General features: G+C 59.1%; 19 protein-coding genes and 1 pseudogene. 10 read left to right on the forward strand and 10 right to left on the reverse strand.

The features are described from left to right. Window positions 1-8 precede the first annotated feature (8 nt). A complete protein-coding gene (locus G6Q29_RS17640) occupies window positions 9-1,496 on the forward strand; it encodes a UxaA family hydrolase (protein WP_165466795.1) in 1,488 nt (495 codons plus the stop codon). Window positions 1,497-1,621: 125 nt separating this feature from the next. Here G6Q29_RS17640 and sstT read toward each other — a convergent pair whose 3' ends face one another. From sstT to G6Q29_RS17660, 4 genes are all read right to left on the reverse strand, one after another. Then, window positions 1,622-2,863 (reverse strand): serine/threonine transporter SstT, encoded by a 1,242-nt coding sequence (gene sstT, locus G6Q29_RS17645; protein WP_165466796.1) that lies wholly within the window; start codon window positions 2,861-2,863, stop codon window positions 1,622-1,624. Window positions 2,864-3,135: 272 nt separating this feature from the next. Continuing rightward, window positions 3,136-4,101: a TerC family protein gene (locus tag G6Q29_RS17650; protein WP_047355082.1), complete on the reverse strand. Its 966-nt coding sequence runs from the start codon at window positions 4,099-4,101 to the stop codon at window positions 3,136-3,138. Between the two features lie 251 nt (window positions 4,102-4,352). Beyond that, complete coding sequence (locus G6Q29_RS17655) at window positions 4,353-5,351, reverse strand: Gfo/Idh/MocA family protein (RefSeq protein ID WP_165466797.1); 999 nt, start codon at window positions 5,349-5,351, stop codon at window positions 4,353-4,355. A gap of 70 nt (window positions 5,352-5,421) precedes the next feature. Beyond that, the gene (locus tag G6Q29_RS17660) at window positions 5,422-5,925 is read right to left on the reverse strand and encodes a YgjP-like metallopeptidase domain-containing protein (RefSeq protein ID WP_165466798.1); all 504 of its coding nucleotides are present in this window, start codon (window positions 5,923-5,925) and stop codon (window positions 5,422-5,424) included. A gap of 83 nt (window positions 5,926-6,008) precedes the next feature. Here G6Q29_RS17660 and rlmG point away from each other — a divergent pair, with 83 nt between their 5' ends. Continuing rightward, window positions 6,009-7,145, forward strand: a complete 1,137-nt coding sequence (rlmG, locus tag G6Q29_RS17665) for a 23S rRNA (guanine(1835)-N(2))-methyltransferase RlmG (protein WP_165466799.1) — start codon at window positions 6,009-6,011, stop codon at window positions 7,143-7,145. Between the two features lie 120 nt (window positions 7,146-7,265). Here rlmG and G6Q29_RS17670 read toward each other — a convergent pair whose 3' ends face one another. From G6Q29_RS17670 to lsrR, 3 genes are all read right to left on the reverse strand, one after another. Continuing rightward, window positions 7,266-9,287, reverse strand: coding sequence for an FAD-dependent oxidoreductase (locus G6Q29_RS17670; protein ID WP_165466800.1), 2,022 nt, complete (start codon window positions 9,285-9,287; stop codon window positions 7,266-7,268). Between the two features lie 178 nt (window positions 9,288-9,465). Continuing rightward, window positions 9,466-11,061 (reverse strand): autoinducer-2 kinase, encoded by a 1,596-nt coding sequence (lsrK, locus tag G6Q29_RS17675; protein WP_165466801.1) that lies wholly within the window; start codon window positions 11,059-11,061, stop codon window positions 9,466-9,468. Window positions 11,062-11,093: 32 nt separating this feature from the next. Further along, complete coding sequence (gene lsrR, locus G6Q29_RS17680; RefSeq protein ID WP_165466802.1) at window positions 11,094-12,065, reverse strand: transcriptional regulator LsrR; 972 nt, start codon at window positions 12,063-12,065, stop codon at window positions 11,094-11,096. 215 nt (window positions 12,066-12,280) lie between these two features. Here lsrR and lsrA point away from each other — a divergent pair, with 215 nt between their 5' ends. Genes lsrA through lsrG form a run of 6 tightly spaced genes read left to right on the forward strand, consistent with a single transcriptional unit; the run spans window position 12,281 to window position 17,966 of the window. Continuing rightward, window positions 12,281-13,768, forward strand: a complete 1,488-nt coding sequence (gene lsrA, locus G6Q29_RS17685) for an autoinducer 2 ABC transporter ATP-binding protein LsrA (protein ID WP_165466852.1) — start codon at window positions 12,281-12,283, stop codon at window positions 13,766-13,768. Beyond that, on the forward strand, window positions 13,765-14,796 hold the full coding sequence (lsrC, locus tag G6Q29_RS17690; RefSeq protein ID WP_165466803.1) for an autoinducer 2 ABC transporter permease LsrC: 1,032 nt from the start codon (window positions 13,765-13,767) through the stop codon (window positions 14,794-14,796). Before lsrA ends, lsrC begins: the two co-directional genes overlap by 4 nt. After that, complete coding sequence (gene lsrD, locus G6Q29_RS17695; protein WP_165466804.1) at window positions 14,797-15,774, forward strand: autoinducer 2 ABC transporter permease LsrD; 978 nt, start codon at window positions 14,797-14,799, stop codon at window positions 15,772-15,774. 1 nt (window position 15,775) lies between these two features. Further along, window positions 15,776-16,777 carry an autoinducer 2 ABC transporter substrate-binding protein LsrB gene (lsrB, locus tag G6Q29_RS17700; RefSeq protein ID WP_165466805.1) on the forward strand — a complete coding sequence of 334 codons (1,002 nt, stop codon included), beginning with the start codon at window positions 15,776-15,778 and terminating at the stop codon, window positions 16,775-16,777. Between the two features lie 11 nt (window positions 16,778-16,788). Further along, window positions 16,789-17,676 (forward strand): 3-hydroxy-5-phosphonooxypentane-2,4-dione thiolase, encoded by an 888-nt coding sequence (gene lsrF, locus G6Q29_RS17705; protein ID WP_165466806.1) that lies wholly within the window; start codon window positions 16,789-16,791, stop codon window positions 17,674-17,676. Further along, entirely contained in the window at window positions 17,673-17,966 is a 294-nt protein-coding gene (lsrG, locus tag G6Q29_RS17710) for a (4S)-4-hydroxy-5-phosphonooxypentane-2,3-dione isomerase (RefSeq protein ID WP_165466807.1), read from the forward strand. Before lsrF ends, lsrG begins: the two co-directional genes overlap by 4 nt. Before the next feature lie 54 nt (window positions 17,967-18,020). Here lsrG and G6Q29_RS17715 read toward each other — a convergent pair whose 3' ends face one another. After that, window positions 18,021-18,869: a dihydrodipicolinate synthase family protein gene (locus G6Q29_RS17715; protein WP_165466808.1), complete on the reverse strand. Its 849-nt coding sequence runs from the start codon at window positions 18,867-18,869 to the stop codon at window positions 18,021-18,023. A 12-nt stretch (window positions 18,870-18,881) separates the two neighbouring features. Continuing rightward, window positions 18,882-19,013 (reverse strand): hypothetical protein, encoded by a 132-nt coding sequence (locus tag G6Q29_RS21755; RefSeq protein WP_431732543.1) that lies wholly within the window; start codon window positions 19,011-19,013, stop codon window positions 18,882-18,884. A gap of 23 nt (window positions 19,014-19,036) precedes the next feature. Here G6Q29_RS21755 and G6Q29_RS21760 point away from each other — a divergent pair. Further along, window positions 19,037-19,135 (forward strand): annotated as a pseudogene (locus tag G6Q29_RS21760) (XRE family transcriptional regulator); the annotation flags it as partial. 165 nt (window positions 19,136-19,300) lie between these two features. On the opposite strand, the gene ygjG reads toward G6Q29_RS21760, so the two are convergent. After that, window positions 19,301-20,680, reverse strand: coding sequence for a putrescine aminotransferase (gene ygjG / locus G6Q29_RS17720; RefSeq protein ID WP_207309809.1), 1,380 nt, complete (start codon window positions 20,678-20,680; stop codon window positions 19,301-19,303). Between the two features lie 423 nt (window positions 20,681-21,103). Between ygjG and G6Q29_RS17725 the strand changes: the two genes are divergently transcribed. Beyond that, a complete protein-coding gene (locus G6Q29_RS17725) occupies window positions 21,104-22,624 on the forward strand; it encodes a methyl-accepting chemotaxis protein (RefSeq protein ID WP_165466810.1) in 1,521 nt (506 codons plus the stop codon). The last annotated feature ends 165 nt before the right edge of the window (window positions 22,625-22,789 follow it).

Genomic DNA, 22,789 nt, shown 5'->3' on the forward strand with positions numbered 1-22,789 from the left:
AGGTTGATATGCAATACATCAAAATCCATTCGCTGGATAACGTTGCCGTCGCGCTGGCCGATTTAGCCGAAGGCACGGAAGTAACCTTCGACAACCAGTCGGTGACGTTACGTCAGGCCATCGGACGTGGACATAAATTTGCCCTGATCCCCATCGCGAAAGGGGAGAACGTGGTGAAGTACGGTTTGCCCATCGGTCATGCGCTGGCGGATATTAAGCCGGGTGAATACATTCATTCCCACAATACCCGCACCAATCTCAGCGATCTGGACGAGTACAGCTATCAACCTGACTTCCAGACAGAAGAAGGACAGGCGGCCGATCGTGAGGTGCAGATCTACCGCCGCGCCAGCGGGGAGGTGGGGATCCGCAATGAACTGTGGATCCTCCCGACCGTCGGCTGCGTGAACGGGATCGCGCGTCAAATCCAGACGCGTTTCCTGAAAGAGACCAACGATGCTGAAGGCACCGACGGCGTGCATCTGTTCAGCCATACCTACGGTTGTTCCCAGCTGGGCGACGACCACATTAATACCCGCACCATGCTGCAAAACATGGTGCGTCACCCGAATGCGGGTGCGGTGCTGGTGATTGGCCTCGGCTGTGAGAACAACCAGGTCGACGCCTTCCGCGACACGCTGGGCGAATTTGACCCTGAGCGTGTGCACTTTATGGTGTGTCAACACCAGGACGACGAGGTGGAAGCGGGCGTTGAACAACTGCACCAGCTGTATGAGGTGATGCGTCACGACAAGCGCGAGCCGGGCAAGCTGAGTGAACTGAAGTTTGGCCTGGAGTGTGGCGGATCTGACGGGCTTTCCGGCATTACCGCTAACCCGATGCTGGGCCGCTTTTCAGATTACGTCATCGCCAACGGCGGCACCACGGTGCTGACCGAAGTGCCGGAGATGTTCGGCGCAGAGCGCATTCTGATGAGCCACTGCCGCGACGAAGTGACCTTTGAGAAGACCGTCACCATGGTCAACGACTTCAAACAGTACTTCATCGCCCATAACCAGCCGATTTATGAGAACCCGTCGCCGGGTAACAAGGCGGGCGGGATCACCACGCTGGAGGAGAAATCCCTGGGCTGCACCCAGAAAGCGGGGGCCAGCCAGGTGGTGGACGTGCTGCGCTACGGTGAGCGTCTGAAAACGCACGGTCTGAACCTGTTGAGTGCACCGGGCAACGATGCGGTCGCCACCAGTGCGCTGGCGGGAGCGGGCTGTCACATGGTGCTGTTCAGTACCGGACGCGGCACGCCGTACGGCGGATTTGTGCCAACGGTGAAAATCGCCACTAACAGCGAACTGGCGGCGAAGAAAAAGCACTGGATTGACTTTGATGCCGGCCAGCTGATCCACGGCAAAGCGATGCCGCAGCTGCTGAGCGAATTCGTGGACACGATTGTGGAATTTGCCAGCGGCAGGCAGACCTGCAACGAGAAGAACGACTTCCGCGAGCTGGCGATCTTTAAGAGTGGTGTGACGCTTTAATCGGTACGGCCTGATGCCCTCTCCCACGGTGAGAGGGTACAAACATTAAAAACGGCAACATATGTTGCCGTTTTGCATTTACCTTGTAGGCCCGGTAAGGCGTAGCCGCCACCGGACTTTTCGTTTTAACCGCGCAGGGCGTTCTTCGCTAACCGCGCGTCTTCCGCCTGGCAGGCCGCAGCGGTGAACAGCACGTCGGTGGAAGAGTTCAGGGCCGTTTCGCAGGAGTCCTGCAATACGCCGATGATAAAGCCGACGGCCACCACCTGCATGGCGATCTCATTCGGGATACCGAACATGTTACATGCCAGTGGGATCAGCAGCAGCGAGCCGCCCGCCACGCCGGACGCGCCACAGGCACACAGTGATGCAACGACGCTCAACAGCAGCGCGGTTGGCAGATCCACCGGAATGCCCAGCGTATGCACTGCCGCCAGCGTCAGCACGGTGATGGTGATCGCCGCACCTGCCATGTTCACGGTTGCACCCAGAGGAATCGACACGGAATAGGTATCGCGATCCAGATTCAGCTTCTCCGCCAGCGCCATGTTGACCGGAATGTTTGCCGCCGAGCTGCGGGTGAAGAAGGCATACACGCCGCTTTCACGCAGGCAGGTCAGCACCAGCGGATACGGGTTGCGGCGGATCTGCCAGAACACCAGCAGCGGGTTGATCACCAGCGCTACCAGCAGCATACAGCCGACCAGAACGACCAGCAGCTGCGCGTAGCCCCACAGCGCGTCAAAACCGGTGGTGGCCAGCGTGGAGGAGACCAGCCCGAAAATACCGATTGGCGCAAAGCGAATCACCAGCTTCACCATAAAGGTCACGGCGTTCGACAAATCATTGACCAGGTTTTTCGTGGTCTCGTTACCGTGACGCAGCGCGAAGCCCAGACCGATCGCCCAGACCAGAATGCCGATGTAGTTTCCGCTCATCAGCGCGGTGACAGGGTTAGAAACCATGCTCATCAGCAGACCGCGAAGCACTTCCACAATCCCGGACGGCGGGGTGATATCACCGGCCGCGCTGGTCAAGTGCAGCGTGGACGGGAACAGGAAGCTAAACACCACGGCCGTTAAGGCAGCAGAGAAGGTTCCCAGCAGATACAGGAACAGAATAGGGCGAATGTTGGTTTTTTGTCCGTGCTGGTGGTTGGCAATCGACGCCATCACCAGCATCAACACCAGTACCGGCGCGACGGCCTTCAGGGCGCCCACAAACAGCGTCCCGAGCAGCCCCGTGGCCTCCGCGGCAGGTTTTGACACCATCGCCAGCAGAATACCCAGTACCAACCCGATCAGAATTTGTTTTACAAGACTGCCCTGCGCCAGGCGCGCCAACAGACCGCGTGATTGTGTGCTCATACGTTATTCCTGAGTGAAATTGCGTTCCATCCTGGATGTGCTCTAAGTCACATTTATTTCCGGATGTAAGTAAATGTTTGCCTGGTCGAGTATAGGGAATACGTGAAAGGAGGGAAGCGTAAAATGCTGGATTTTACGTGTTGCGTCATGTTTTTTAACTATTGGTTAACGAAGTGCCGGGTGGCGCTGCGCTTACCCGGCCTGCATTGCATTTTCCCCTCTCCCTGTGGGAGAGGGGTGGGTGAGGGCATCAGCCCGCACCAAACGTTTCACTAAACCTGCTGTTTCTTATCGTGCTGGCGGTTAACCCAGGTATTGATAATCAGCGTAACCAGCAGAATGCCAAATACCACGCCGAGCGAAATGGCGATCGGGATATGGTAGAAATCAACAATCAGCATCTTGATACCGATGAATACCAGGATCACCGACAGACCGTACTTCAGCATGGAGAAGCGCTCTGCCGCGCCTGCCAGCAGGAAGTACATCGCACGCAGGCCAAGGATCGCGAACAGGTTTGAGGTCAGAACGATGAACGGGTCGGTGGTGACTGCGAAGATAGCCGGGATACTGTCCACCGCGAAAATCACGTCGCTCAGTTCGACAAGAATTAGCACCAGCAGCAGCGGGGTGGCGAACAGCAGGCCGTTCTTACGCACGAAGAAATGCTCGCTCTCGATCTTGTCCGTCATGCGCAGATGACCACGTATCCATTTCACCAGTGGCTTATCACCGATACCGGTATCGTCTTCTTTCGCGAGCGCCATTTTGACCCCCGTGAACAGCAGGAACGCACCAAACACATACAGCAGCCATTCGAACTGAGTAATCAGCCAGCTACCGGCGAAGATCATAATGGTACGCAGGACAATAGCGCCCAGCACGCCGTACACCAGCACGCGACGTTGCAGAGCCGCAGGTACGGCGAAGTAGCTAAACAGCATCAGCCAGACGAAGACGTTATCGACCGCCAGCGCTTTTTCAATCAAATAGCCGGTAAGGAAGGCGAGTGCCTGAGGATCGGCCACCGCGCGGCCTTCGGTTGAGGCCAGATACCACCAGAAGGCGGCACAGAAGAGGAGTGAGAGGGTAACCCATACCAGCGACCAGACGGCGGCTTGCTTAACGCTCATGCCGTGCTCGCCGCGACGGCCCTGCAAAAAGAGGTCGATTGCCAGCATGATGAGCACGACAACCGCGAATCCGCCCCACAGCATTGGAGTGCCGACAGAATGCATACTATTTTCCTTACACATAAAAAACAAAAACGGCCATGGTCAGAAGACGATAGCCGTTAGCTTTTTATGCATAGACCTCGCCTTCCGGCAAGGTCTCACTTACAACCACGAAGGTTGCCCGGCGACCGGATGCGGTTTTGCACGCATCGTAATGACGATCCACCGGCGAAGAAGTTACTCCCCTTTGCAGGTAACAAATTATGTCAGACCGTCGATTTCGTCAATGGTCTGCATGGTTTCATTACACAGCTTTACGCGACGGCTTCCACATTCACGCCGTCTGCGGGGAACACCACGCCAGTCTGTCGGCGGATCTCCGTTTGCAGCTTCGCGGTGGTGCGGCTGATCGCAAGCCCTGGGTGGTTCACTTCGTTATCTTCTACCAGACGGGCGAAGACCTCTGCCTCATAGAGCATAGTGTTAATATGCTGAGGCTGCGTCAGCTCCTGCGCTTTGCCGCCGCGCGGGACGATGCTTAGCTTCTGGCATTCGGAGATTTTTTCGATCACCAGCGAGCCGTCTTCGCCCTGAATTTCGCTTGGCAGTACGGAGTCACTGACCTTCGAGTGCTGCAACGTCACGCTGAAATCACCGTAGTCCAGCACCACAACGCCGTGCGCATCCACGCCGCTCTCCAGCAGGCTGGCGGTGGCCGTTACGCCGTGCGGTTCACCCCACAGGGCGACCGCAGAGGCCAGGCAGTAAAAACCGATATCCATAATCGAGCCATTCGAGAAGGCCGGGTTAAAGGTGTTCGGGTTTTCGCCGTCCAGGTAGCGCTGGTAGCGTGAGGAATACTGGCAGTAGTTGATGAAGGCTTTACGCACTTTGCCAATTTTCGACAGGGACTGCTGCAACAGCAGGAAGTTCGGCAGGCTGGCGGTTTTGAACGCTTCAAACAGCACCACCTGGTTTTCGCGGGCAAGCGCAATGGCGGCTTCCACTTCCTCAATATTCGAGGCCAGCGGCTTCTCGCAGATCACATGCTTTTTGTGGCTGAGGAACAGCTTCGTTTGCGGGAAGTGCAGAGAATTCGGGCTGGCGATATAGACCGCGTCAATGGCGTCGCTTTGCGCCATCTCATCGAGCGAGGTGAACAGATGTTCAACCAGGTAGTCATTCGCAAAACTCTGCGCCTGCTCAAGGCTGCGGGAATAGACTGCGGTGAGCTTATATTTGCCGGTTTCGTGGGCGGCGTCGACGAACTGGCGCGTGATCCAGTTCGTACCGATGACTGCGAAACGTATCATAAACGTTTACGTACTCCGTAGCAGGGAACCTAAAGCCACTGTAGCACGTCATCATGACATTTCGCGTGCGCTACTGCGCATTACTCTTTAACGATAAATGCGTCAGCCACAAACGGGTATCAAACTCCAGCTGGTGGTATTGCGGTTCCATATGGCAGCACAGGGAGTAGAACGCTTTGTCGTGCTCTTTCTCTTTCAGGTGGGCAAGCTCGTGGACCACGATCATCCGCAGAAAGGCTTCCGGCGCGTTGCGAAAGACGGTCGCCACACGGATCTCCGCTTTGGCCTTCAGCTTGCCGCCCTGTACGCGGGAGATGGCGGTATGCAGGCCAAGCGCGTTTTTTAGCACGTGGATCTTATTGTCGTACATCACCTTATTGATCGGCGGCGCGCTCTTCAAATACCGGTTTTTCAGATCCTGCGTATACTGCCAGAGCGCCTTATCGGTGGTGACATCGTGCGTATCGGGGTAGCGTTTTTCCAGCACCGCGCCGAGCTTCTGCTCGGCAATCAGGCTGCGAACCTGAGAAAGTAAATGCTCCGGATAGCCCTGAAGATAAGTCAGCTGGTTCATCAAAACCCCAAAATAGTGTGAAAACAGGTATACTCACGCACCCTTTTCAGGGATACGCCAAATTTTACCATTCAGGAGGGCCGATGAGCCACTTAGACAACGGTTTCCGTTCACTCAACCTTAAACGTTTCCCGGAAACGGACGACGTTAACCCGCTTCAGGCGTGGGAAGCGGCGGATGAATATCTGCTGCAACAGCTGGATGAGACTGAAATCAGCGGGCCGGTTCTGATCCTGAATGATGCGTTTGGCGCGCTGGCCTGCGCGCTGGCGGAACATGCGCCTTACAGTATCGGCGATTCTTACTTAAGCGAGCTGGCGACGCGTGAAAACCTGCGCCACAACGATATCGACGAATCCAGCGTGAAGTTCCTCGACAGCACCGCGGACTACCCGCAGGCGCCGGGCGTGGTGCTGATCAAAGTGCCAAAAACCATGGCGCTGCTGGAGCAACAGCTGCGCGCACTGCGTAAAGTGGTGACGCCGGAAACGCGTATTATCGCGGGTGCCAAAGCGCGCGATATTCACACGTCGACGCTGGAGCTGTTCGAGAAAGTGCTCGGCCCGACCACCACGACGCTGGCCTGGAAAAAGGCGCGCCTGATCAACTGCACCTTCAGCGCGCCAGCGCTGGCCGACGCCCCGGAGACCCTGAGCTGGAAACTGGAAGGCACCGACTGGACTATCCACAACCACGCGAACGTTTTCTCCCGCACCGGTCTGGATATCGGCGCGCGTTTCTTTATGGAACATCTGCCGGAAAACCTGGAAGGGGAGATTGTCGACCTGGGCTGCGGTAACGGCGTGATTGGCCTGACGCTGCTGGCGAAGAACCCGGAAGCCAGCGTGGTGTTCAGCGACGAGTCACCGATGGCGGTGGCGTCCAGCCGTCTTAACGTGGAAACCAACCTGCCGGAGGCGCTGGATCGCTGCGAGTTTATGATCAATAACGCGCTGTCAGGCGTAGAGCCTTTCCGCTTCAACGCCGTGTTCTGCAACCCGCCGTTCCACCAGAAGCATGCCCTGACGGATAACGTCGCGTGGGAGATGTTCCACCACGCGCGCCGCTGCCTGAAAATCAACGGCGAGCTGTATATCGTGGCGAACCGCCACCTGGACTACTTCCACAAGCTGAAGAAGATTTTCGGTAACTGCGTCACCATTGCCACCAATAACAAATTCGTGGTGCTGAAAGCGGTGAAGCTGGGGCGTCGTCGGTAAGATTGGATATGTGCGGCCTGATGGCCTCACCCCAACCCTCTCCCACAGGGAGAGGGAGCAAACACTAAAAACGGCAACTGGGTTGCCGTTTTGCTTTTACCTTAGCCGCCCGGCAATGCCCTAGATCGCCAGAGCCAATTTCGTTCCCTGCGCAATTGCCCGCCGGGCATCCAGCTCCATCGCCACATCGCACCCGCCGATCAAATGCACCGTTTTCCCCGCCTCGCGCAGCGGATCCGCCAGATCGCGCTTCGGCTCCTGCCCGGCGCACAAAATCACATGATCCACGCGCAGCAGCTGCGGTTCGCCGCCGATCAGCACGTGTAGCCCGTCGTCGTCGATCTTCTGGTAGCTCACCCCGGGGATCATCTTCACCCCGCGTGAGAGCAGGGTGGCGCGGTGGATCCAGCCCGTGGTTTTTCCCAGACCTTCACCCGGCTTGCTGGCTTTTCGCTGGAGCATCACAATCTGACGCGGGCTTTTCGGCAGCTGCGGACCTTCCGGGCGTAAACCGCCGGACTGACTGAGACTGGTATCAATGCCCCATTCCACGCAGAACTCAGCGATGTTCTGGCTGGTGGCTTCGCCCGGCTGGCTTAAATACATCGCGGTATCAAAACCGATCCCGCCGCAGCCGATGATCGCCACCTTCTCGCCAACCGGCGCTTTGGCCCTTAATACATCCAGATAGCTCAATACCTTCGGATGATCGATGCCTTCGATCGCAGGCGTGCGCGGGGCGATCCCGCTCGCGAGGATCACCTCGTCGAAACCGATCAGATCCGCCGCGCTGACAAACTGTTTAAGCCGCAGATCGACGCCCGTCAGGTCGATCATTCTTCTGTAGTAGCGCAGCGTCTCGTAAAACTCCTCTTTGCCGGGGATCTGCTTGGCGATGTTGAACTGCCCGCCGATCTCGGCCGCGGCGTCAAACAGCGTCACGCTGTGCCCGCGCGCGGCGGCGTTAACCGCAAATGCCAGCCCCGCCGGGCCCGCGCCGACCACGGCCAGGCGTTTTTTCGTCGCTGCCGGCACGATTGGCATTTTGGTTTCATGACACGCGCGGGGGTTAACGAGGCAGGAGGTGACTTTGCCGACAAAGATCTGATCCAGACACGCCTGATTACAGCCGATGCAGGTGTTGATCTCATCCGCGCGCCCGCTTTGCGCTTTGGAGAGCAGTTCGGCATCCGCGAGGAACGGACGCGCCATCGAGACCATATCGGCGTCGCCGCGGGAGAGCACATCGTCCGCCACCTGCGGATCGTTAATGCGGTTAGTGGTCACCAGCGGAACGGAGACTTTGCCTTTCAGCCTGCGCGTTACCCAGCTGAACGCCGCACGCGGCACCGGCGTGGCGATGGTGGGGATGCGCGCTTCATGCCAGCCAATCCCGGTGTTGATAATGGTGGCACCGGCGGCTTCTATTGCCTGCGCCAGCTGCACGGTTTCGTCGAACGTGCCGCCGCCCTCCACGAGGTCGAGCATCGACAGGCGGAAGATGATAATAAAATCCGCGCCCGCACGTTCACGCACCGCGCGCACCACCTCCACGGCAAAACGCATGCGGCGGGCATAGTCCCCGCCCCATTCGTCGTCGCGCTGGTTGGTGCGGGTGGCGAGGAATTCGTTGATCAGATAGCCTTCCGAGCCCATCACCTCCACGCCGTCGTAGCCTGCTTCCCGCGCCAGCGCTGCGCAGCGGGCGAAATCGTCGATCAGCGCGAGGATCTCGTCGTGGCTGAGGGCATGGGGTGTGAAGCGGTTAATCGGCGCCTGAATAGCCGACGGCGCAACCAGGTTCGGCTGATAGCTGTAGCGTCCGGTATGCAGAATTTGCAGGGCGATCTTGCCGCCCTCGCTGTGAACCGCGTCGGTCACAATGCGGTGATGTGCAAGCTGGCTCGCATCGTTCAACACCGCGCCGCCCTCCATCGTCACGCCAGAGGAGGCAGGCGCGACGCCGCCGGTGACGATCAGCGCCACGCCGTGTCGCGCGCGCTCGGCATAAAATGCGGCCAGGCGCTCTGGCCCGTCCGGCCGCTCCTCCAGGCCAGTGTGCATCGAGCCCATCAGCACGCGGTTTTTAAGCGTGGTGAACCCCAGATCGAGGGGGGCGAATAACGACGGGTAGCGGCTCATAGTCTCTTCCAGTGTAAAATTATTGTTATGTGGTCGGATGAGTTACTAATTTAGCCAGCGGGGAGTAAAAGGGAAAAGGGGAATGCAGTGAATGTGATGGGATTCAAATATTGGCGTGGCCTGATGCCCTCACCCTAACCCTCTCCCACAGGGAGAGGGGACTTAATCTCCCTCTCCCTTAGGGAGAGGGCCGGGGTGAGGGGGATGCCCGCACCAACCCCGGCGCCTGCCACATCGACGTTGTCAGCCCGCTGTCCACCAGCCCAAGCTGGTCGGCATACACCGCCTGCCACTTCTGCATCATGCCGTCGTACAGCTCCCGGTGCTGCGGGTTTGGCGTGAACTCGCGGCTCCACTTCACCAGCCGCTCGCCCGTCGAGGCCATATCTGCGAACAGCCCCGCGCCCGTTCCGGCAGCAATCGCACAACCGAGGGCCGTTGCTTCTTTCACTTCCGGTACGCGCACCGGCAGGCCGGTAACGTCGCTTAAGATCTGACTCCACAGCGCGCCTTTCGCGCCGCCACCCGCAAAAACTAAACTTTCAAACGTCACGCCAGAAAAGCGCGAAATCTGCGCGAGGTTGCAGGCCGAGACGATCGCCGCGTTCTCTTCCAGCGCGCGGAACAGCGTCGCTTTGTTGCACTTTTCCGGGTCGATGGAGAGGTTAATAAACGACGGCGCGGCGTGGTACCACTGCTTGAAATGCATCGCGTCGGAGAAGATTGGCATCACCCCGTGGGAGCCTGCCGGCACGCGGCTCGCCATCTCTTCCAGCAGGGTATAGGTGTCCATTCCCATCCGCTCGGCAATCAGTTTTTCCTCTGCGCAGAAGGCGTCGCGGAACCAGCGCATGGTCAGCCCGGTAAAGAAGCTGATCGACTCCGCCTGCGCCATGCCGGGAATGACGTGCGGGTTCACGCGAATATTCATCTCAGGATCGGTGCGTACCTGCGGCAGATTCACCACCTGCTGCCAGAAGGTGCCGCCCAGCACCGCCGTTTGTCCGGCGCGAACCACGCCCAGCCCCAGACAGCCCAGCTGCACGTCGCCGCCGCCCATCACCACCGGCGTGCCCTCGCGCAGGCCGCTCTGCTGCGCGGCCTGTCTGGTAATCGCCCCCAGCACGGTGCCGGTCTCTTTCACCGGGGAGAGGATATCGGCGCGCAGCCCGGCCATGTCCAGCAGCGCCGGACGCCAGTCGCGGGAGAAGAGGTCCAGCATGCCGGTGGTGCCCGCATTGGAGGGATCCACCGCCAGCTCGCCGGAAAGTTTCGCCGCCAGCCAGTCGCTGATCATGGTGATGGTGGCGGCGTTACGATAAATATCCGGACGATGGTGCGCCAGCCACAGCAGGCGCGGCATCGCGCTGAGCGCCAGCGTCTGGCCGGAGACGTCATACACTTCGGATTCAAACCGGTAGTCGTGGATCTCTTTGAGTTCAGCTACCTCGCGGCTGGCGCGGGCATCAACGTTGGCGCAGGCCCAGATAGCCTCGCCGTTGCGGTCGTACAGCACAATCCCTTCGCGCATCGAGCAGCAGGCGACGGACTCAATATCCGCCGCGCTCAGGCGCGCGCGCTCCAGCGCCTGCTGAATGCACCGGCAGGTCAGCCGCCAGTTGGTGTCGAGGTCGAACTCCATTGAACCCGGGACATTCTCCACGCTCAGGTGCTTCCACTCGGCCTGGCCAACGGCAATCTGATTGCCCTGTAAATCGAAAATCACGGCGCGAACGCTGCCTGTCCCTGCATCTAACGCTAAAAGGTAACTCATGAGCTTGCCTCGTGTCAGGCGCAGGGCTGCTCTTATCCGGCCAGAGCCAGCACCGCGCGGGCTGTCGTCTCTTCCGTCACCAGGCCATTAATACGGCGACCCTTCAGTGCGGCATAAATCGCATCGGCTTTCTCTTCCCCTCCGGCCACGCCTACGATGGTGGGCAGCTGCGCCAGTTCATCGAGCGTGACGCCCAGTAATTCTTTGTGGATCTCCAGCTCCTCGACGCATTCCCCTTCGGCATTGAGGAAATAGCCGAGGATATCGCCGACCGCGCCTTTGCGGGCGTACATCAGCTGTTCACCTTCGCTGATATAGCCGGAGCGCAGTATCGTTGCGTCGCGGCGCTGGTTTACCGAGCCAATCCCGACCACCGCCACGTCAGCGGCGGTGGCGGCGAGGATCACGTCCCGCACGCTGGTTTCACGTTTTAAGATCCCGGCAACTTCAGCGGAAGACACGCGCAGCGGGGCGGGGATCATGCTGACGCTACAGGCCGCATCCAGCTGGCCGATACCGGTCATATACGGCCCGACGCCGCCAGAGAGCGTCACCAGGCGGATCTGCTGCGAGCTGATAAAGCCGCTTAAGTGTTGCAGGCTGCTCATGGTGGTTTCACCGAAGCCCACCGCCAACAGCTGACCGGGTTCCAGCACGCCCATCAGCGACTGTGCCGCCCCAATGCCCAGCCGCACGTTCATTGGCGGCGTATTGAGGGCGGGCATCACGCGCACCAGCTTCAGGCCAAAGCGCTGCTGTAGCTCCGTTTCCAGCGCCAGACAGCCCTCGTAGCGGGAGTTGATCTGCACGCGGATCACCCCGGACTGGCGGCCTTTTTCCAGCAGACGGGAGATCTTCAAACGCGGCAGCCCGAGTCGCTCACCGATGTCGTTCTGGGTCAGCCCGTCGTGGTAGTAGCACCAGGCCACGCGCGCTACCAGCTCCTCTTCCGCCAGTGCCATCCCGGCAAACCGTCCTTCTTCCGCAGTGCGTTTATCGCTCATAATTGAACTCTTATAAAAATTTAGATCATATGTTCGTGATGGTGCGAAGGGAAAATGTGAGCCACGCGACAAAACGGAGCTTTTCGATCGTTTCTGGTTTATCTGAATCTCAATCGATAAAACTGTGATCCCTGCACGGTTGTAAATATAGTTCACCGTCTACGCTTTTGAACATTATTAAATCTAAAAATCATTTGTTCAATGGCGGAGCGATGATGACCTCACTTCTCGACGCGCGGAATATCAGCAAGCAGTTCTCAGGCGTGCCGGTTCTAAAAGGCATTGATTTCACGCTGCTTGCGGGCCAGGTACACGCCCTGATGGGCGGGAACGGCGCGGGAAAATCGACGCTGATGAAGATCATCGCCGGGGTTGAAACGCCGGACGGCGGTGAACTTTCGGTTGCGGGTGAGTCTTTTGCACGGCTTACGCCCGCGCAGGCGCATAAGCTCGGCATTTATCTGGTGCCGCAGGAGCCGCTGCTGTTCCCCAACCTGACGGTGCGGGAAAACATTCTGTTTCGTCTGCCGCGTGAACGGGATCTGGAACCGCGCCTTACCGATAAGCTCCGGCAGCTGCAATGCCAGCTTAACCTTGATGCCACCGCCAGCACGCTGGAAGTGGCGGATCAGCAGATGGTGGAGATCCTGCGCGGGCTGATGCGCAATGCCACAATTCTGATCCTTGATGAACCCACCGCCTCGCTCACGCCCGGCGAAACCGAACGCCTGTTCCGCCAGATCCGCGCGTTACAGGCGCTCGGCGTCGGGATTGTTTTTATCTCGCACAAGCTGCCGGAAATTCGCCAACTGGCGAGCCACGTCTCGGTGATGCGCGACGGCGCGGTGGTGCTAAGCGGCGAAACCGCGCAGTTTGACGATAACGCTCTGATTGCCGCCATGACGCCAGTGAGCCGGGAAAAATCCCTGAGCGAGACGCAAAAGCTGTGGCTGGCGCTGCCGGGCAACCGCCGCACTCAGCCGCAGGATTTCCCGGTGCTGCGCGTGGAGGATCTCACCGGGGAAGGGTTTATCGATCTGGATCTTGAGATCTACGCCGGAGAGATCGTCGGCCTGGCGGGGCTTGTGGGATCCGGGCGCACCGAGTTTGCCGAAACGCTCTACGGCCTGCGCCCGGTGCGCGGGGGGCGCGTCTGGCTGGAGAATCAGGAGATCACTACCGATCCGGTAAGTTCACGGCTGGAAAAAGGGCTGGTCTATCTGCCGGAAGACAGGCAGGTTTCCGGCCTGTTCCTCGACGCGCCGATCCGCTGGAACACCGTGGCGCTGAACGAGCCGTCTCTCTGGCAGCAGCGCAAGCGGGAGTCTGCGGTGGTGGAGCGCTATCACCGGGCGCTCGGGATCAAGCTTAACCATGCGGATCAAACCGTGCGTACGCTTTCCGGCGGCAACCAGCAGAAGGTGCTGCTGGCGCGCTGCCTGGAGGCCAATCCTTTACTCCTCATTGTCGATGAACCGACGCGCGGCGTGGACGTCTCTGCGCGCGCCGATATCTACCAGCTTATCAAAAGCGTGGCGGCGCAGAACGTGGCGGTACTGATGATCTCAAGCGATCTTGATGAGTTTCCGGGCCTTGCCGATCGGGTGCTGGTGATGCATCAGGGCGTACTCAGCGGCGAGCTGCCGCGCCACGCCGTCAGCCTCGACAGGATGATGGCGCTGGCGTTCGGAGGGCAATCATGAAGACCTTACTCAAAAACCGCGAGCTGAGCGCGTTTCTCGCCATTCTGGCGCTGTTCGCCGTGCTGGTGGCGCTGAACCCGTCTTACTTGAGTCTGCAAACGCTGGGGATGATCTTCGCCAGCTCGCAGATCCTGATCCTGCTGGCCATCGGTGCCGCGCTGGTGATGCTGACCCGCAATATTGACGTCTCCGTGGGTTCCACCGTCGGGCTGTCGGCGATCGCCGTCGGCGTGGCGCTCAACGGCGGCTACAGCCTGCCCGTTTCCATTCTCTTCGCGCTGTCGATTGGCGCGCTGGCCGGGGCGTTCAACGGTTTTCTGGTGGTGGGCCTGCGCATCCCGGCGATTGTCGCTACCCTCGGCACGCTGGGGCTGTACCGCGGGGCGATGCTGCTCTGGACCGGCGGAAAGTGGATTGAAGGGCTGCCGCCGGGGCTGAAATCCCTCTCTGAGCCTGCCGTCGTCGGTATTTCGCCGCTCGGCATGCTGGTGTTGATTATCGCAGCCACAGGCGCGTGGACGCTATCGCGTACCGCGTTCGGCCGTGATTTCTACGCCGTGGGGGATAACCTCGCTGCCGCACGTCAGTTGGGCGTGGCGGTGAACCGCACCCGCATGCTCGCCTTTACCCTCAACGGCATGCTGGCGGCCTGCGCCGGGATCGTCTTTGCCGCGCAGATTGGCTTTGTGCCCAACCAGACCGGCAGCGGGCTGGAGATGAAAGCCATCGCCGCCTGCGTGTTGGGTGGCATCTCGCTGCTGGGCGGCACCGGCACGCTGGTCGGCGCCTTCCTCGGCGCGTTCTTCCTCACCCAAATCGATACCGTGCTGGTGCTGTTCAGGCTCCCGGCGTGGTGGAACGACTTTATCGCCGGGCTGGTGCTGCTGGGCGTGCTGGTGCTCGACGGGCGCTTGCGTCAGGCGCTGGCAAGGCATCAGCGGGCGCTGAAGTACGGCCGCTTCCAGCCGGGTAACAGAGGGGGAAAGCACGTCACCCCGTTTCCAAAACGCAAAAAAGAGGTGGCGTAAATGAAGCTTAACTGGGAGAGCGCGCTGCTGATATTGCTGGTGCTGGAGATCCTGCTCTTTGGCGCCATCAACCCGCGCATGCTCGATATCAACATGCTGCTGTTCAGCACCAGCGACTTCATCTGCATTGGCATCGTGGCGCTGCCGCTGACGCTGGTCATTATCAGCGGTGGGATTGATATTTCGCTCGGCTCCACCATCGGCCTGTGCGCCATCGCGCTGGGGGTGATGATGCAGGCGGGGTGGCCGATGGCGGTGGCCATTCCGCTGACGCTGCTGCTCGGCCTGCTGTGCGGGCTGGTAAATGCGGCGCTGATCCACTACACCGGCATCAGCCCATTGGTCATTACCCTCGGCACGCTCTACCTCTACGGCGGCGGGGCGCTGCTGCTTTCCGGCATGGCGGGCGCGACGGGCTACGAGGGCATCGGCGGCTTCCCGGACAGCTTTACCGCGTTTGCCAATCTCACGGTAGCTGGCCTGCCGATCCCGCTGGTGCTGTTCGCGGTGATTACCGTTTTCTTCTGGCTGATTACCCACCGCGGGCGCTTTGGCCGTCATCTGTTTTTGATCGGCCAGAACCCGCGCGCGGCGCGCTATGCGGCGCTGTCGGTGAACGGTATGCCCTACGCGCTGTACGGCCTGGTGGGGGTGGCGTCAGCCGTTGCCGCGCTGGTGATGGTCTCCTATTTCGGCTCCGCGCGTTCAGATCTGGGCCGCGATTTGCTGATGCCTGCGCTCACCGCCGCCGTGCTCGGCGGGGCGAATATCTACGGCGGGTCAGGTTCGGTTGTCGGCACGGCGCTGGCGGCGCTGCTGGTGGGCTACCTGCAACAGGGTTTACAGATGGTCGGCATCCCCAACCAGGTGTCGAGCGCGCTGTCAGGTGCGCTGCTGGTTGTGGTGGTGATGGGACGTTCGCTGAGTCTGCACCGCGAATGGGTGCGTTCTCTCTTCAGAAAATTTTCCGGAGCGTAAGATGAAAACAAAACTGATAGTCCTGGCAATGGCCCTCAGCTTCGCCTCGGCGCAGGCGGCGGATCGGATTGCCTTTATCCCGAAACTGGTGGGGGTGGGCTTCTTCACCAGCGGCGGAAACGGCGCGAAAGAGGCGGGAAAAGATCTTGGCGTGGACGTGACCTACGACGGCCCGACCGAGCCGAGCGTTTCCGGCCAGGTGCAGCTGATCAATAACTTCGTCAACCAGGGCTATAACGCCATTATCGTCTCCGCCGTGTCGCCGGACGGCCTCTGCCCGGCCTTAAAACGCGCGATGCAGCGCGGCGTCAAGGTCCTGACCTGGGACTCCGACACCAAGCCGGAGTGCCGCAGCATTTACATCAACCAGGGGACGCCGGAACAGCTGGGCGGCCTGCTGGTGGAGATGGCAGGCAAGCAGGTCACCAAACCGAATGCCAAAGTGGCGTTCTTCTACTCCAGCCCGACCGTCACCGACCAGAACCAGTGGGTGAAAGAGGCGAAGGCCAAAATCGAGAAAGATCATCCTCAGTGGCAGATCGTGACCACCCAGTTTGGCTATAACGATGCCACCAAATCCCTGCAAACCGCCGAAGGGATCTTAAAAGCGTATCCGGATCTGGATGCGATCATCGCCCCGGACGCCAACGCCCTGCCAGCCGCGGCGCAGGCGGCAGAAAACCTGAAGCGCGAAGGGGTGGCGATTGTTGGCTTCAGCACGCCAAACGTGATGCGTCCGTACGTGGAGCGCGGCACGGTGAAAGCCTTCGGCCTGTGGGACGTGGTGCAACAGGGCAAAATTGCGGTCAATGTCGCCGATCGTTTGCTGAAAAAAGGCGATCTTAACGTTGGCGACAGCGTGGACGTGAAAGAGATCGGTACGCTGAAGGTCGAGCCGAACAGCGTGCAGGGCTACCAGTATGAGGCGAAGGGCAACGGCATCGTGCTGCTGCCGGAGCGCGTGGTGTTCACCAAAGAGAACATCAACCAATACGATTTCTGACGGGGGAAGTAATGGCTGATTTAGACGACATCAAAGACGGCAAGGATTTTGGCATCGGCACGCCGCAGCAAAATGTGCCGTTCACCCTGAAGGGCTGCGGCGCGCTGGACTGGGGCATGCAGTCCAGGCTTGCGCGCATCTTCAACCCGCAGAGCAACCGCACGGTGATGCTGGCCTTTGACCACGGCTACTTTCAGGGGCCGACCACCGGGCTTGAGCGTATCGATCTCTCCATCGCGCCGCTGTTTGGCGAAACTGACGTGCTGATGTGCACCCGCGGCATCCTCAGGAGCCAGGTTCCCGCCGCAACGAACAAACCGGTCGTGCTGCGCGCCTCCGGCGGTAACTCGATTCTGGGCGAATTGTCCAACGAGTGCGTGGCGGTGGCGATGGAGGACGCGCTGCGCCTGAACGTTTGCGCGGTCGCGGCGCAGGTGTATATCGGCAGCGAGTTCGAGCATCAGTCGATCAACAACATCATCAAGCTGGTGGACGCGGGGGCGCGCTACGGCATGCCAACCCTGGCGGTGACGGGAGTGGGGAAAGAGATGGCGCGCGACGCGCGATATTTCTCGCTCGCCAGCCGCATTGCCGCCGAAATGGGGGCGCAGTTCGTCAAAACCTATTATGTGGATGAGGGCTTTGAAAAAGTCACCGCCAGCTGCCCGGTGCCGATCGTCATCGCCGGGGGGAAAAAGCTGCCGGAGCACGAGGCGCTTGAGATGTGCTGGCGGGCGATCGACCAGGGCGCGTCCGGCGTGGACATGGGACGCAATATCTTCCAGTCCAGCGCGCCGCTCGCCATGCTGAAGGCGGTGAAAAAAGTGGTTCACGAGAACATGAGCGCCCGTGAAGCGTTCCAGTTCTGGCAGGAAGAAAAACAGGGAGAAGCAAAATGAACGTGACGTTAGTGGAGATCAACATCAAACCCGAGCGGGTAGACGAGTTTCTGACGGTGTTTCGCGCCAACCATGAAGGGGCGATTAAGGAGCCGGGAAACCTGCGTTTTGACGTCCTGCAGGACCCGCGGGTGAAAACCCGGTTCTTTATCTATGAAGCCTATAAAGACGAAGAGGCGGTGCTGGCCCATAAGCAAACCCCGCACTATCTGGCGTGCGTGGAGAAGCTGGAAGAACTGATGTCGGAGCCGCGTAAAAAACGCAGCTTTGTTGGCTTGTTGCCGGAGTAAAAACGCAGTGAAGGCTTTGTAGGCCGGGTAAGCGCTAGCGCCACCCGGCCTTTTTCAGGCCAGCTTCAGGTCCGCCAGGATCGCAGCAAGCGCCTCGCGCGGTTCACCCTGAATTGCCTGTAGTGGGAAGGGGAGCGCCGGTGCCTCCACTTTTCCCATCATCTCGGCTGCCGCTGCGACCACTCGCAGGCTGCCGTAACGGCGGAACAGCGTCCATAGCGGCTCCAGACGTTCTGATTCCATGCTGTCTTTCGAGTGCGCAATCGCCAGTGCCGCCTGAGGGAACAGCCCGCCGACGACGGAATACCAGACGTCAAACCCGGCCAGCAGGGCGGATGCTGCCCGCCAGTCGCCGCTTATCCCCAGCGTGACCGTCTTTGGAAGACGCGCCCGCACCTGCGACACATCCTCCGGCATGCGGCCCATTTTCACCGAGCCAATATTGGGCAACGCCGCCACGGCAAACATCAGCTCGTCGCTAAACTCAAACCCGGTGGTGGCGGGATTATCATAAACGCACAGCGGGACGGAGAGCTGGCGCGTTACCGTCTCATACAGCGAATATACCTCGTCCGTCGTCAAACGCTGGTACGACACTGGTGCCATCAGCACGCTGGATGCACCTGCCTTCTGCGCGTGCTCAGCCAGACGCAGAATGTCATCCAGTCTCAGTGCGCCAATGCTGACCATGACCGGAATGTCATTGGCATGTTCCACCGCGCAGCGGGTAATTTGCGTGCGCTCCTCGACGGTGAGGTAGGCATAGCTGCCCGTTGAACCCAGAATACCCAGCGAATCCACCCCCGCGTCAACCAGGGGGCGCAGCAGATTGATAAAGGCCTGCTCGTCAAACTTTCCCTCTTTCAGGGGCGTTAACGGAAAGGCACTTAACCCGTGAAACATGGTGTTGTCCTCTTACACTTCCAGCAGTTGAACCTGAGCCGTTGCGCCTGGCATTAATCGTTGCAGATTGTTAACCAGCTCCTTGCCCGCTTCTTCGAGCGCATCTGATGGCATCGTTGGCAGACTTTCGAGAATAAACCACATGGTCTTCGCCTGGCTATCAAGACGTGATTGAAAAACAGGCAATCCCGGTTCTGTGGTAAAGCGCAAAGGGCGGTTCTGCCAGATTACTGGCGGGTACCGCTGGCCCGGACATGGTTGAACTGTGACAGTGGAAGATGCAGCCGGGGGAACACTTCGCTTCACCATGACCGTGGCGGAGTTCCACCGGTAAAAAACTGCCCGGTGGCGCGAACGCTGACCGGGCCTGCGGGGATGAGGGTGTTGCGGGCTTCGTAGGCCGGGTAAGCGTTAGCGCCACCCGGCGCTTTTTACGCCTCTTCCACACTCACCCTTAGCGCTGCCAGCGCTTTGCGCGCCGCCTTCAGCACCTGCTCGCACTGCTCAATCGTCAGCGTCAGCGGGGGTTCAATGCGGATGGTTTTCGAGTTGTTGAGCGTGCCCGCCACCAGTACCCGCTGGCGGAACATCTCGCTCGCGAAGCTGTAGCCGGTTTCGTTGTCGACAAACTCAATCGCCATCAGCATCCCTTTCCCGCGCGCATCCTGCACCAGATCCGGGTATTCCCGGCCCAGCTGGCGGAAGCCGTCCAGCAGCATGTCGCCTTTCTGCTCCGCCTGCGCGGGCAGGTTTTGCTCCAGCAGCACGTTGATGGTCGCCAGCGCCGCCGCACAGGCCAGCGGGTTACCGCCAAAGGTGGTGGTATGCAGGAACGGGTTGTCGAACAGCACCGAGAACACCTCCTCCGTCGCCACCGTTGCACCAATCGGCATCACGCCGCCGCCGAGCGCTTTCGCCAGACACAGAATGTCCGGCTGAACGTTCTCGTGTTCGCAGGCGAACATCTTGCCGGTACGTCCCATCCCGGTCTGCACTTCGTCGAAGATCAGCAGCGCGCCAAACTCATCGCACAGCTGACGCACGGCGGGCAGATAGCCCTGCGGAGGCAGGATCACGCCGCCTTCACCCTGAATCGGCTCCAGGATCACCGCCGCCACGTCATCGCCGGTTTTACGGCATTCACTCAGCGCGGTACGCATGGCGTTGATGTCGCCAAACGGCACGTGGCGGAAGCCCGGCAGCAGCGGCATAAACGGTTTGCGGAAGGTGGATTTGGCGGTCGCCGACAGAGCGCCCAGGGATTTTCCGTGGAACGCGCCGCTGGTGGCAATGAAGGTGAATTTCCCACGCGGCGACTGGTACGCTTTAGCGAGTTTAATCGCCGCTTCGACCGATTCCGTGCCGCTGTTGCTAAAGAAGCTGTATTTCAGCTTGCCGGGCGTTAAGGCCGCCAGCGTTTTCGCGAGCATGGCGCGAAGCGGGTCGAGCAGTTCCTGACTATGGAGAGGTTGTTTCGCAAGTTGATTCTGTACGGCGGAAACCACAACTGGATTACGGTGCCCCACGTTGAAAATACCAAAACCACCCAGGCAATCGATAAACTCCTGTCCCTGGGTGTCGACAAGCGTGTTCAGACTTCCCGCTTGCCACTCTACGGCTCCGTAATCCCCGCCGGCGGTAACAGATTTGCGATACTCCAGAAAACCCGGATTCACATGCTCTTTAAAGTAATCAATGACCTCTCGGTTAAGTTGTTTCATCTCCTCATGATCGAGCGTTCGTTTTTCGATGAGATTCAGTGCGTGCGCGGTACAGGCAAGAGCCGAGGCGCTGGAAGGTAACCTGTTCAAAATATGCTCCCGGGGATCGCGTATCACATGATACTGAGTTAAGTATTGCAGGGATTACGCCACCTCAGATGCCTTAACAAAAATCGGGATAAATGCCAGGTGAAATCAAAGTTGCACAATATTTAATCACGCCATTGCGCGCCGCACGGGATAAGGGATAGCGAGCCGGGGACAGGGTTTTTGTCAACTGCACTGGCGTAGGGCAGCGAGTGCGACTTACGTGTGCATCGGAGGATCATGCTTTATAGGTAGTTTCAGCCAGAAAGTATTTTAAATCAATTAATTATAAAATCGCACGAAAAGTGCGGTTTAACTGAGATTTGCGATCTCAATCATAGTTAACAACTAAAGATAAATTTTTTATCGCCGAAAAAACATAAGCAACAAAATTAACATTCAAATAACCTGCAAGGGATGCTCACTATGTCCTCTCCTGACTATGTCACCCAGAATGAATATCCGCTGGACGATGACACCACGCTTATGTCGACCACCGACCTCCACAGCTACATGACCCACACTAACGACACTTTTGTGCAAGTGAGCGGCTTTTCGCTCCAGGAGCTGCTCGGGCAGCCGCACAACATTGTGCGCCACCCGGATATGCCGAAAGCGGCGTTTGCCGATATGTGGTACACGCTGCAAAAAGGCGAGCCCTGGAGCGGGATTGTCAAAAACCGTCGTAAAAATGGCGATCACTACTGGGTACGCGCGAATGCGGTGCCGATGGTGCGTAATGGCCAAATGACGGGCTATATGTCCATTCGTACCCGCGCCACGCAGGACGAGATTGCCGCGGTGGAGCCGCTTTATAAAGCGCTCAACGAAGGACGCTGCAAAAAACGCATTCATAAAGGGCTGGTGGTGCGCAAAGGCTGGCTCGGCAAATTACCGGCGATGCCGCTGCGCTGGCGCGTACGTAGCGTGATGGCAGTACTTTTTGCGGTGATGGCCGCAACGCTGATTGCCAGTGCCGCGGGCTGGGCTTCTCTGGTTGCGGCTGCCGTGGTGATGCTGCTTGGCACTCTGGTGTTTGAACAGCAGATTGTCCGCCCGGTGGAAAATGTCGCACGGCAGGCGCTCAGGGTCGCTACAGGAGAGCGTAACAGCGTTCAGCATCTTAACCGCAGCGATGAACTGGGGCTGACGCTGCGGGCCGTCGGCCAACTGGGGCTGATGTGCCGCTGGCTAATCAACGACGTTTCCAGCCAGGTAGTGAGCGTGCGCGACGGTAGCGACAGGCTGGCGCAGGGCAATGAAGATCTTAACGACCGCACGCGCCAGACCGTGGCAAATGTGCAGCAGACCGTGGCAACAATGAACCAGATGGCGGCGTCGGTGCAGAGTAATTCTGAGACCGCAGCCGAAGTCGACAAGCTCTCGATGGCGGCCAGCAGCGCGGCCACGCAGGGAGGCACCGTGATGCAGACCGTGGTGAAAACCATGGATGACATTGCAGACAGTACCCAGCGCATTGGCTCAATTACCTCGCTTATCAATGACATCGCCTTCCAGACCAATATTCTGGCGCTGAACGCCGCGGTTGAGGCGGCGCGCGCGGGCGAGCAGGGTAAAGGCTTTGCGGTGGTGGCGGGCGAAGTGCGTCATCTGGCCAGCCGCAGCGCGAACGCGGCTAACGATATTCGTAAACTGATCGACGCCAGCGCCAGCAAAGTGCAGTCGGGTGCCGATCAGGTACATGCCGCGGGGCGTACTATGGATGATATTGTCGAGCAGGTGAAAAACGTCACGCAGCTTATCGCGCAGATCAGCCACTCCACTTCCGAGCAGGCGACAGGCTTGACAGAGCTAACCCGTGCTGTGGCAGAGCTGGACAGCATTACACAGAAAAATGCTGACCTGGTCGAAGAGAGCGCACAGATTTCCGCGATGGTTAAGCACCGGGCCGGACGCCTCGAAGATGCGGTTACCGTGCTTCATTAAGTAACGTATGCTTCCGTAAAGCCGTTTATTCCTCCGGGGTAAACGGCTTTTTGTTTTCCTGAATAAGTTATATTGTTAATGAAATATTAAGTTACTAAAAAAAGCGCCCGATTTTTAATTGCTACGCCCCAAGCTTATTGAATGTGATAAATAAAAAAACGATCA

Source organism: Enterobacter cloacae, assembly GCF_011078175.1.
GTDB classification, from domain to species: domain Bacteria; phylum Pseudomonadota; class Gammaproteobacteria; order Enterobacterales; family Enterobacteriaceae; genus Enterobacter; species Enterobacter cloacae_Q.

What these genes read in the sequence shown, in the direction of transcription:
- G6Q29_RS17640 (WP_165466795.1), top strand. Translation starts at nt 9, where the DNA reads ATGCAATACATCAAAATCCATTCGCTGGATAACGTTGCCGTCGCGCTG.
- sstT (WP_165466796.1), bottom strand. Translation starts at nt 2,863, where the DNA reads ATGAGCACACAATCACGCGGTCTGTTGGCGCGCCTGGCGCAGGGCAGT.
- G6Q29_RS17650 (WP_047355082.1), bottom strand. Translation starts at nt 4,101, where the DNA reads ATGCATTCTGTCGGCACTCCAATGCTGTGGGGCGGATTCGCGGTTGTC.
- G6Q29_RS17655 (WP_165466797.1), bottom strand. Translation starts at nt 5,351, where the DNA reads ATGATACGTTTCGCAGTCATCGGTACGAACTGGATCACGCGCCAGTTC.
- G6Q29_RS17660 (WP_165466798.1), bottom strand. Translation starts at nt 5,925, where the DNA reads ATGAACCAGCTGACTTATCTTCAGGGCTATCCGGAGCATTTACTTTCT.
- rlmG (WP_165466799.1), top strand. Translation starts at nt 6,009, where the DNA reads ATGAGCCACTTAGACAACGGTTTCCGTTCACTCAACCTTAAACGTTTC.
- G6Q29_RS17670 (WP_165466800.1), bottom strand. Translation starts at nt 9,287, where the DNA reads ATGAGCCGCTACCCGTCGTTATTCGCCCCCCTCGATCTGGGGTTCACC.
- lsrK (WP_165466801.1), bottom strand. Translation starts at nt 11,061, where the DNA reads ATGAGTTACCTTTTAGCGTTAGATGCAGGGACAGGCAGCGTTCGCGCC.
- lsrR (WP_165466802.1), bottom strand. Translation starts at nt 12,065, where the DNA reads ATGAGCGATAAACGCACTGCGGAAGAAGGACGGTTTGCCGGGATGGCA.
- lsrA (WP_165466852.1), top strand. Translation starts at nt 12,281, where the DNA reads ATGACCTCACTTCTCGACGCGCGGAATATCAGCAAGCAGTTCTCAGGC.
- lsrC (WP_165466803.1), top strand. Translation starts at nt 13,765, where the DNA reads ATGAAGACCTTACTCAAAAACCGCGAGCTGAGCGCGTTTCTCGCCATT.
- lsrD (WP_165466804.1), top strand. Translation starts at nt 14,797, where the DNA reads ATGAAGCTTAACTGGGAGAGCGCGCTGCTGATATTGCTGGTGCTGGAG.
- lsrB (WP_165466805.1), top strand. Translation starts at nt 15,776, where the DNA reads ATGAAAACAAAACTGATAGTCCTGGCAATGGCCCTCAGCTTCGCCTCG.
- lsrF (WP_165466806.1), top strand. Translation starts at nt 16,789, where the DNA reads ATGGCTGATTTAGACGACATCAAAGACGGCAAGGATTTTGGCATCGGC.
- lsrG (WP_165466807.1), top strand. Translation starts at nt 17,673, where the DNA reads ATGAACGTGACGTTAGTGGAGATCAACATCAAACCCGAGCGGGTAGAC.
- G6Q29_RS17715 (WP_165466808.1), bottom strand. Translation starts at nt 18,869, where the DNA reads ATGTTTCACGGGTTAAGTGCCTTTCCGTTAACGCCCCTGAAAGAGGGA.
- G6Q29_RS21755 (WP_431732543.1), bottom strand. Translation starts at nt 19,013, where the DNA reads ATGTGGTTTATTCTCGAAAGTCTGCCAACGATGCCATCAGATGCGCTC.
- G6Q29_RS17725 (WP_165466810.1), top strand. Translation starts at nt 21,104, where the DNA reads ATGTCCTCTCCTGACTATGTCACCCAGAATGAATATCCGCTGGACGAT.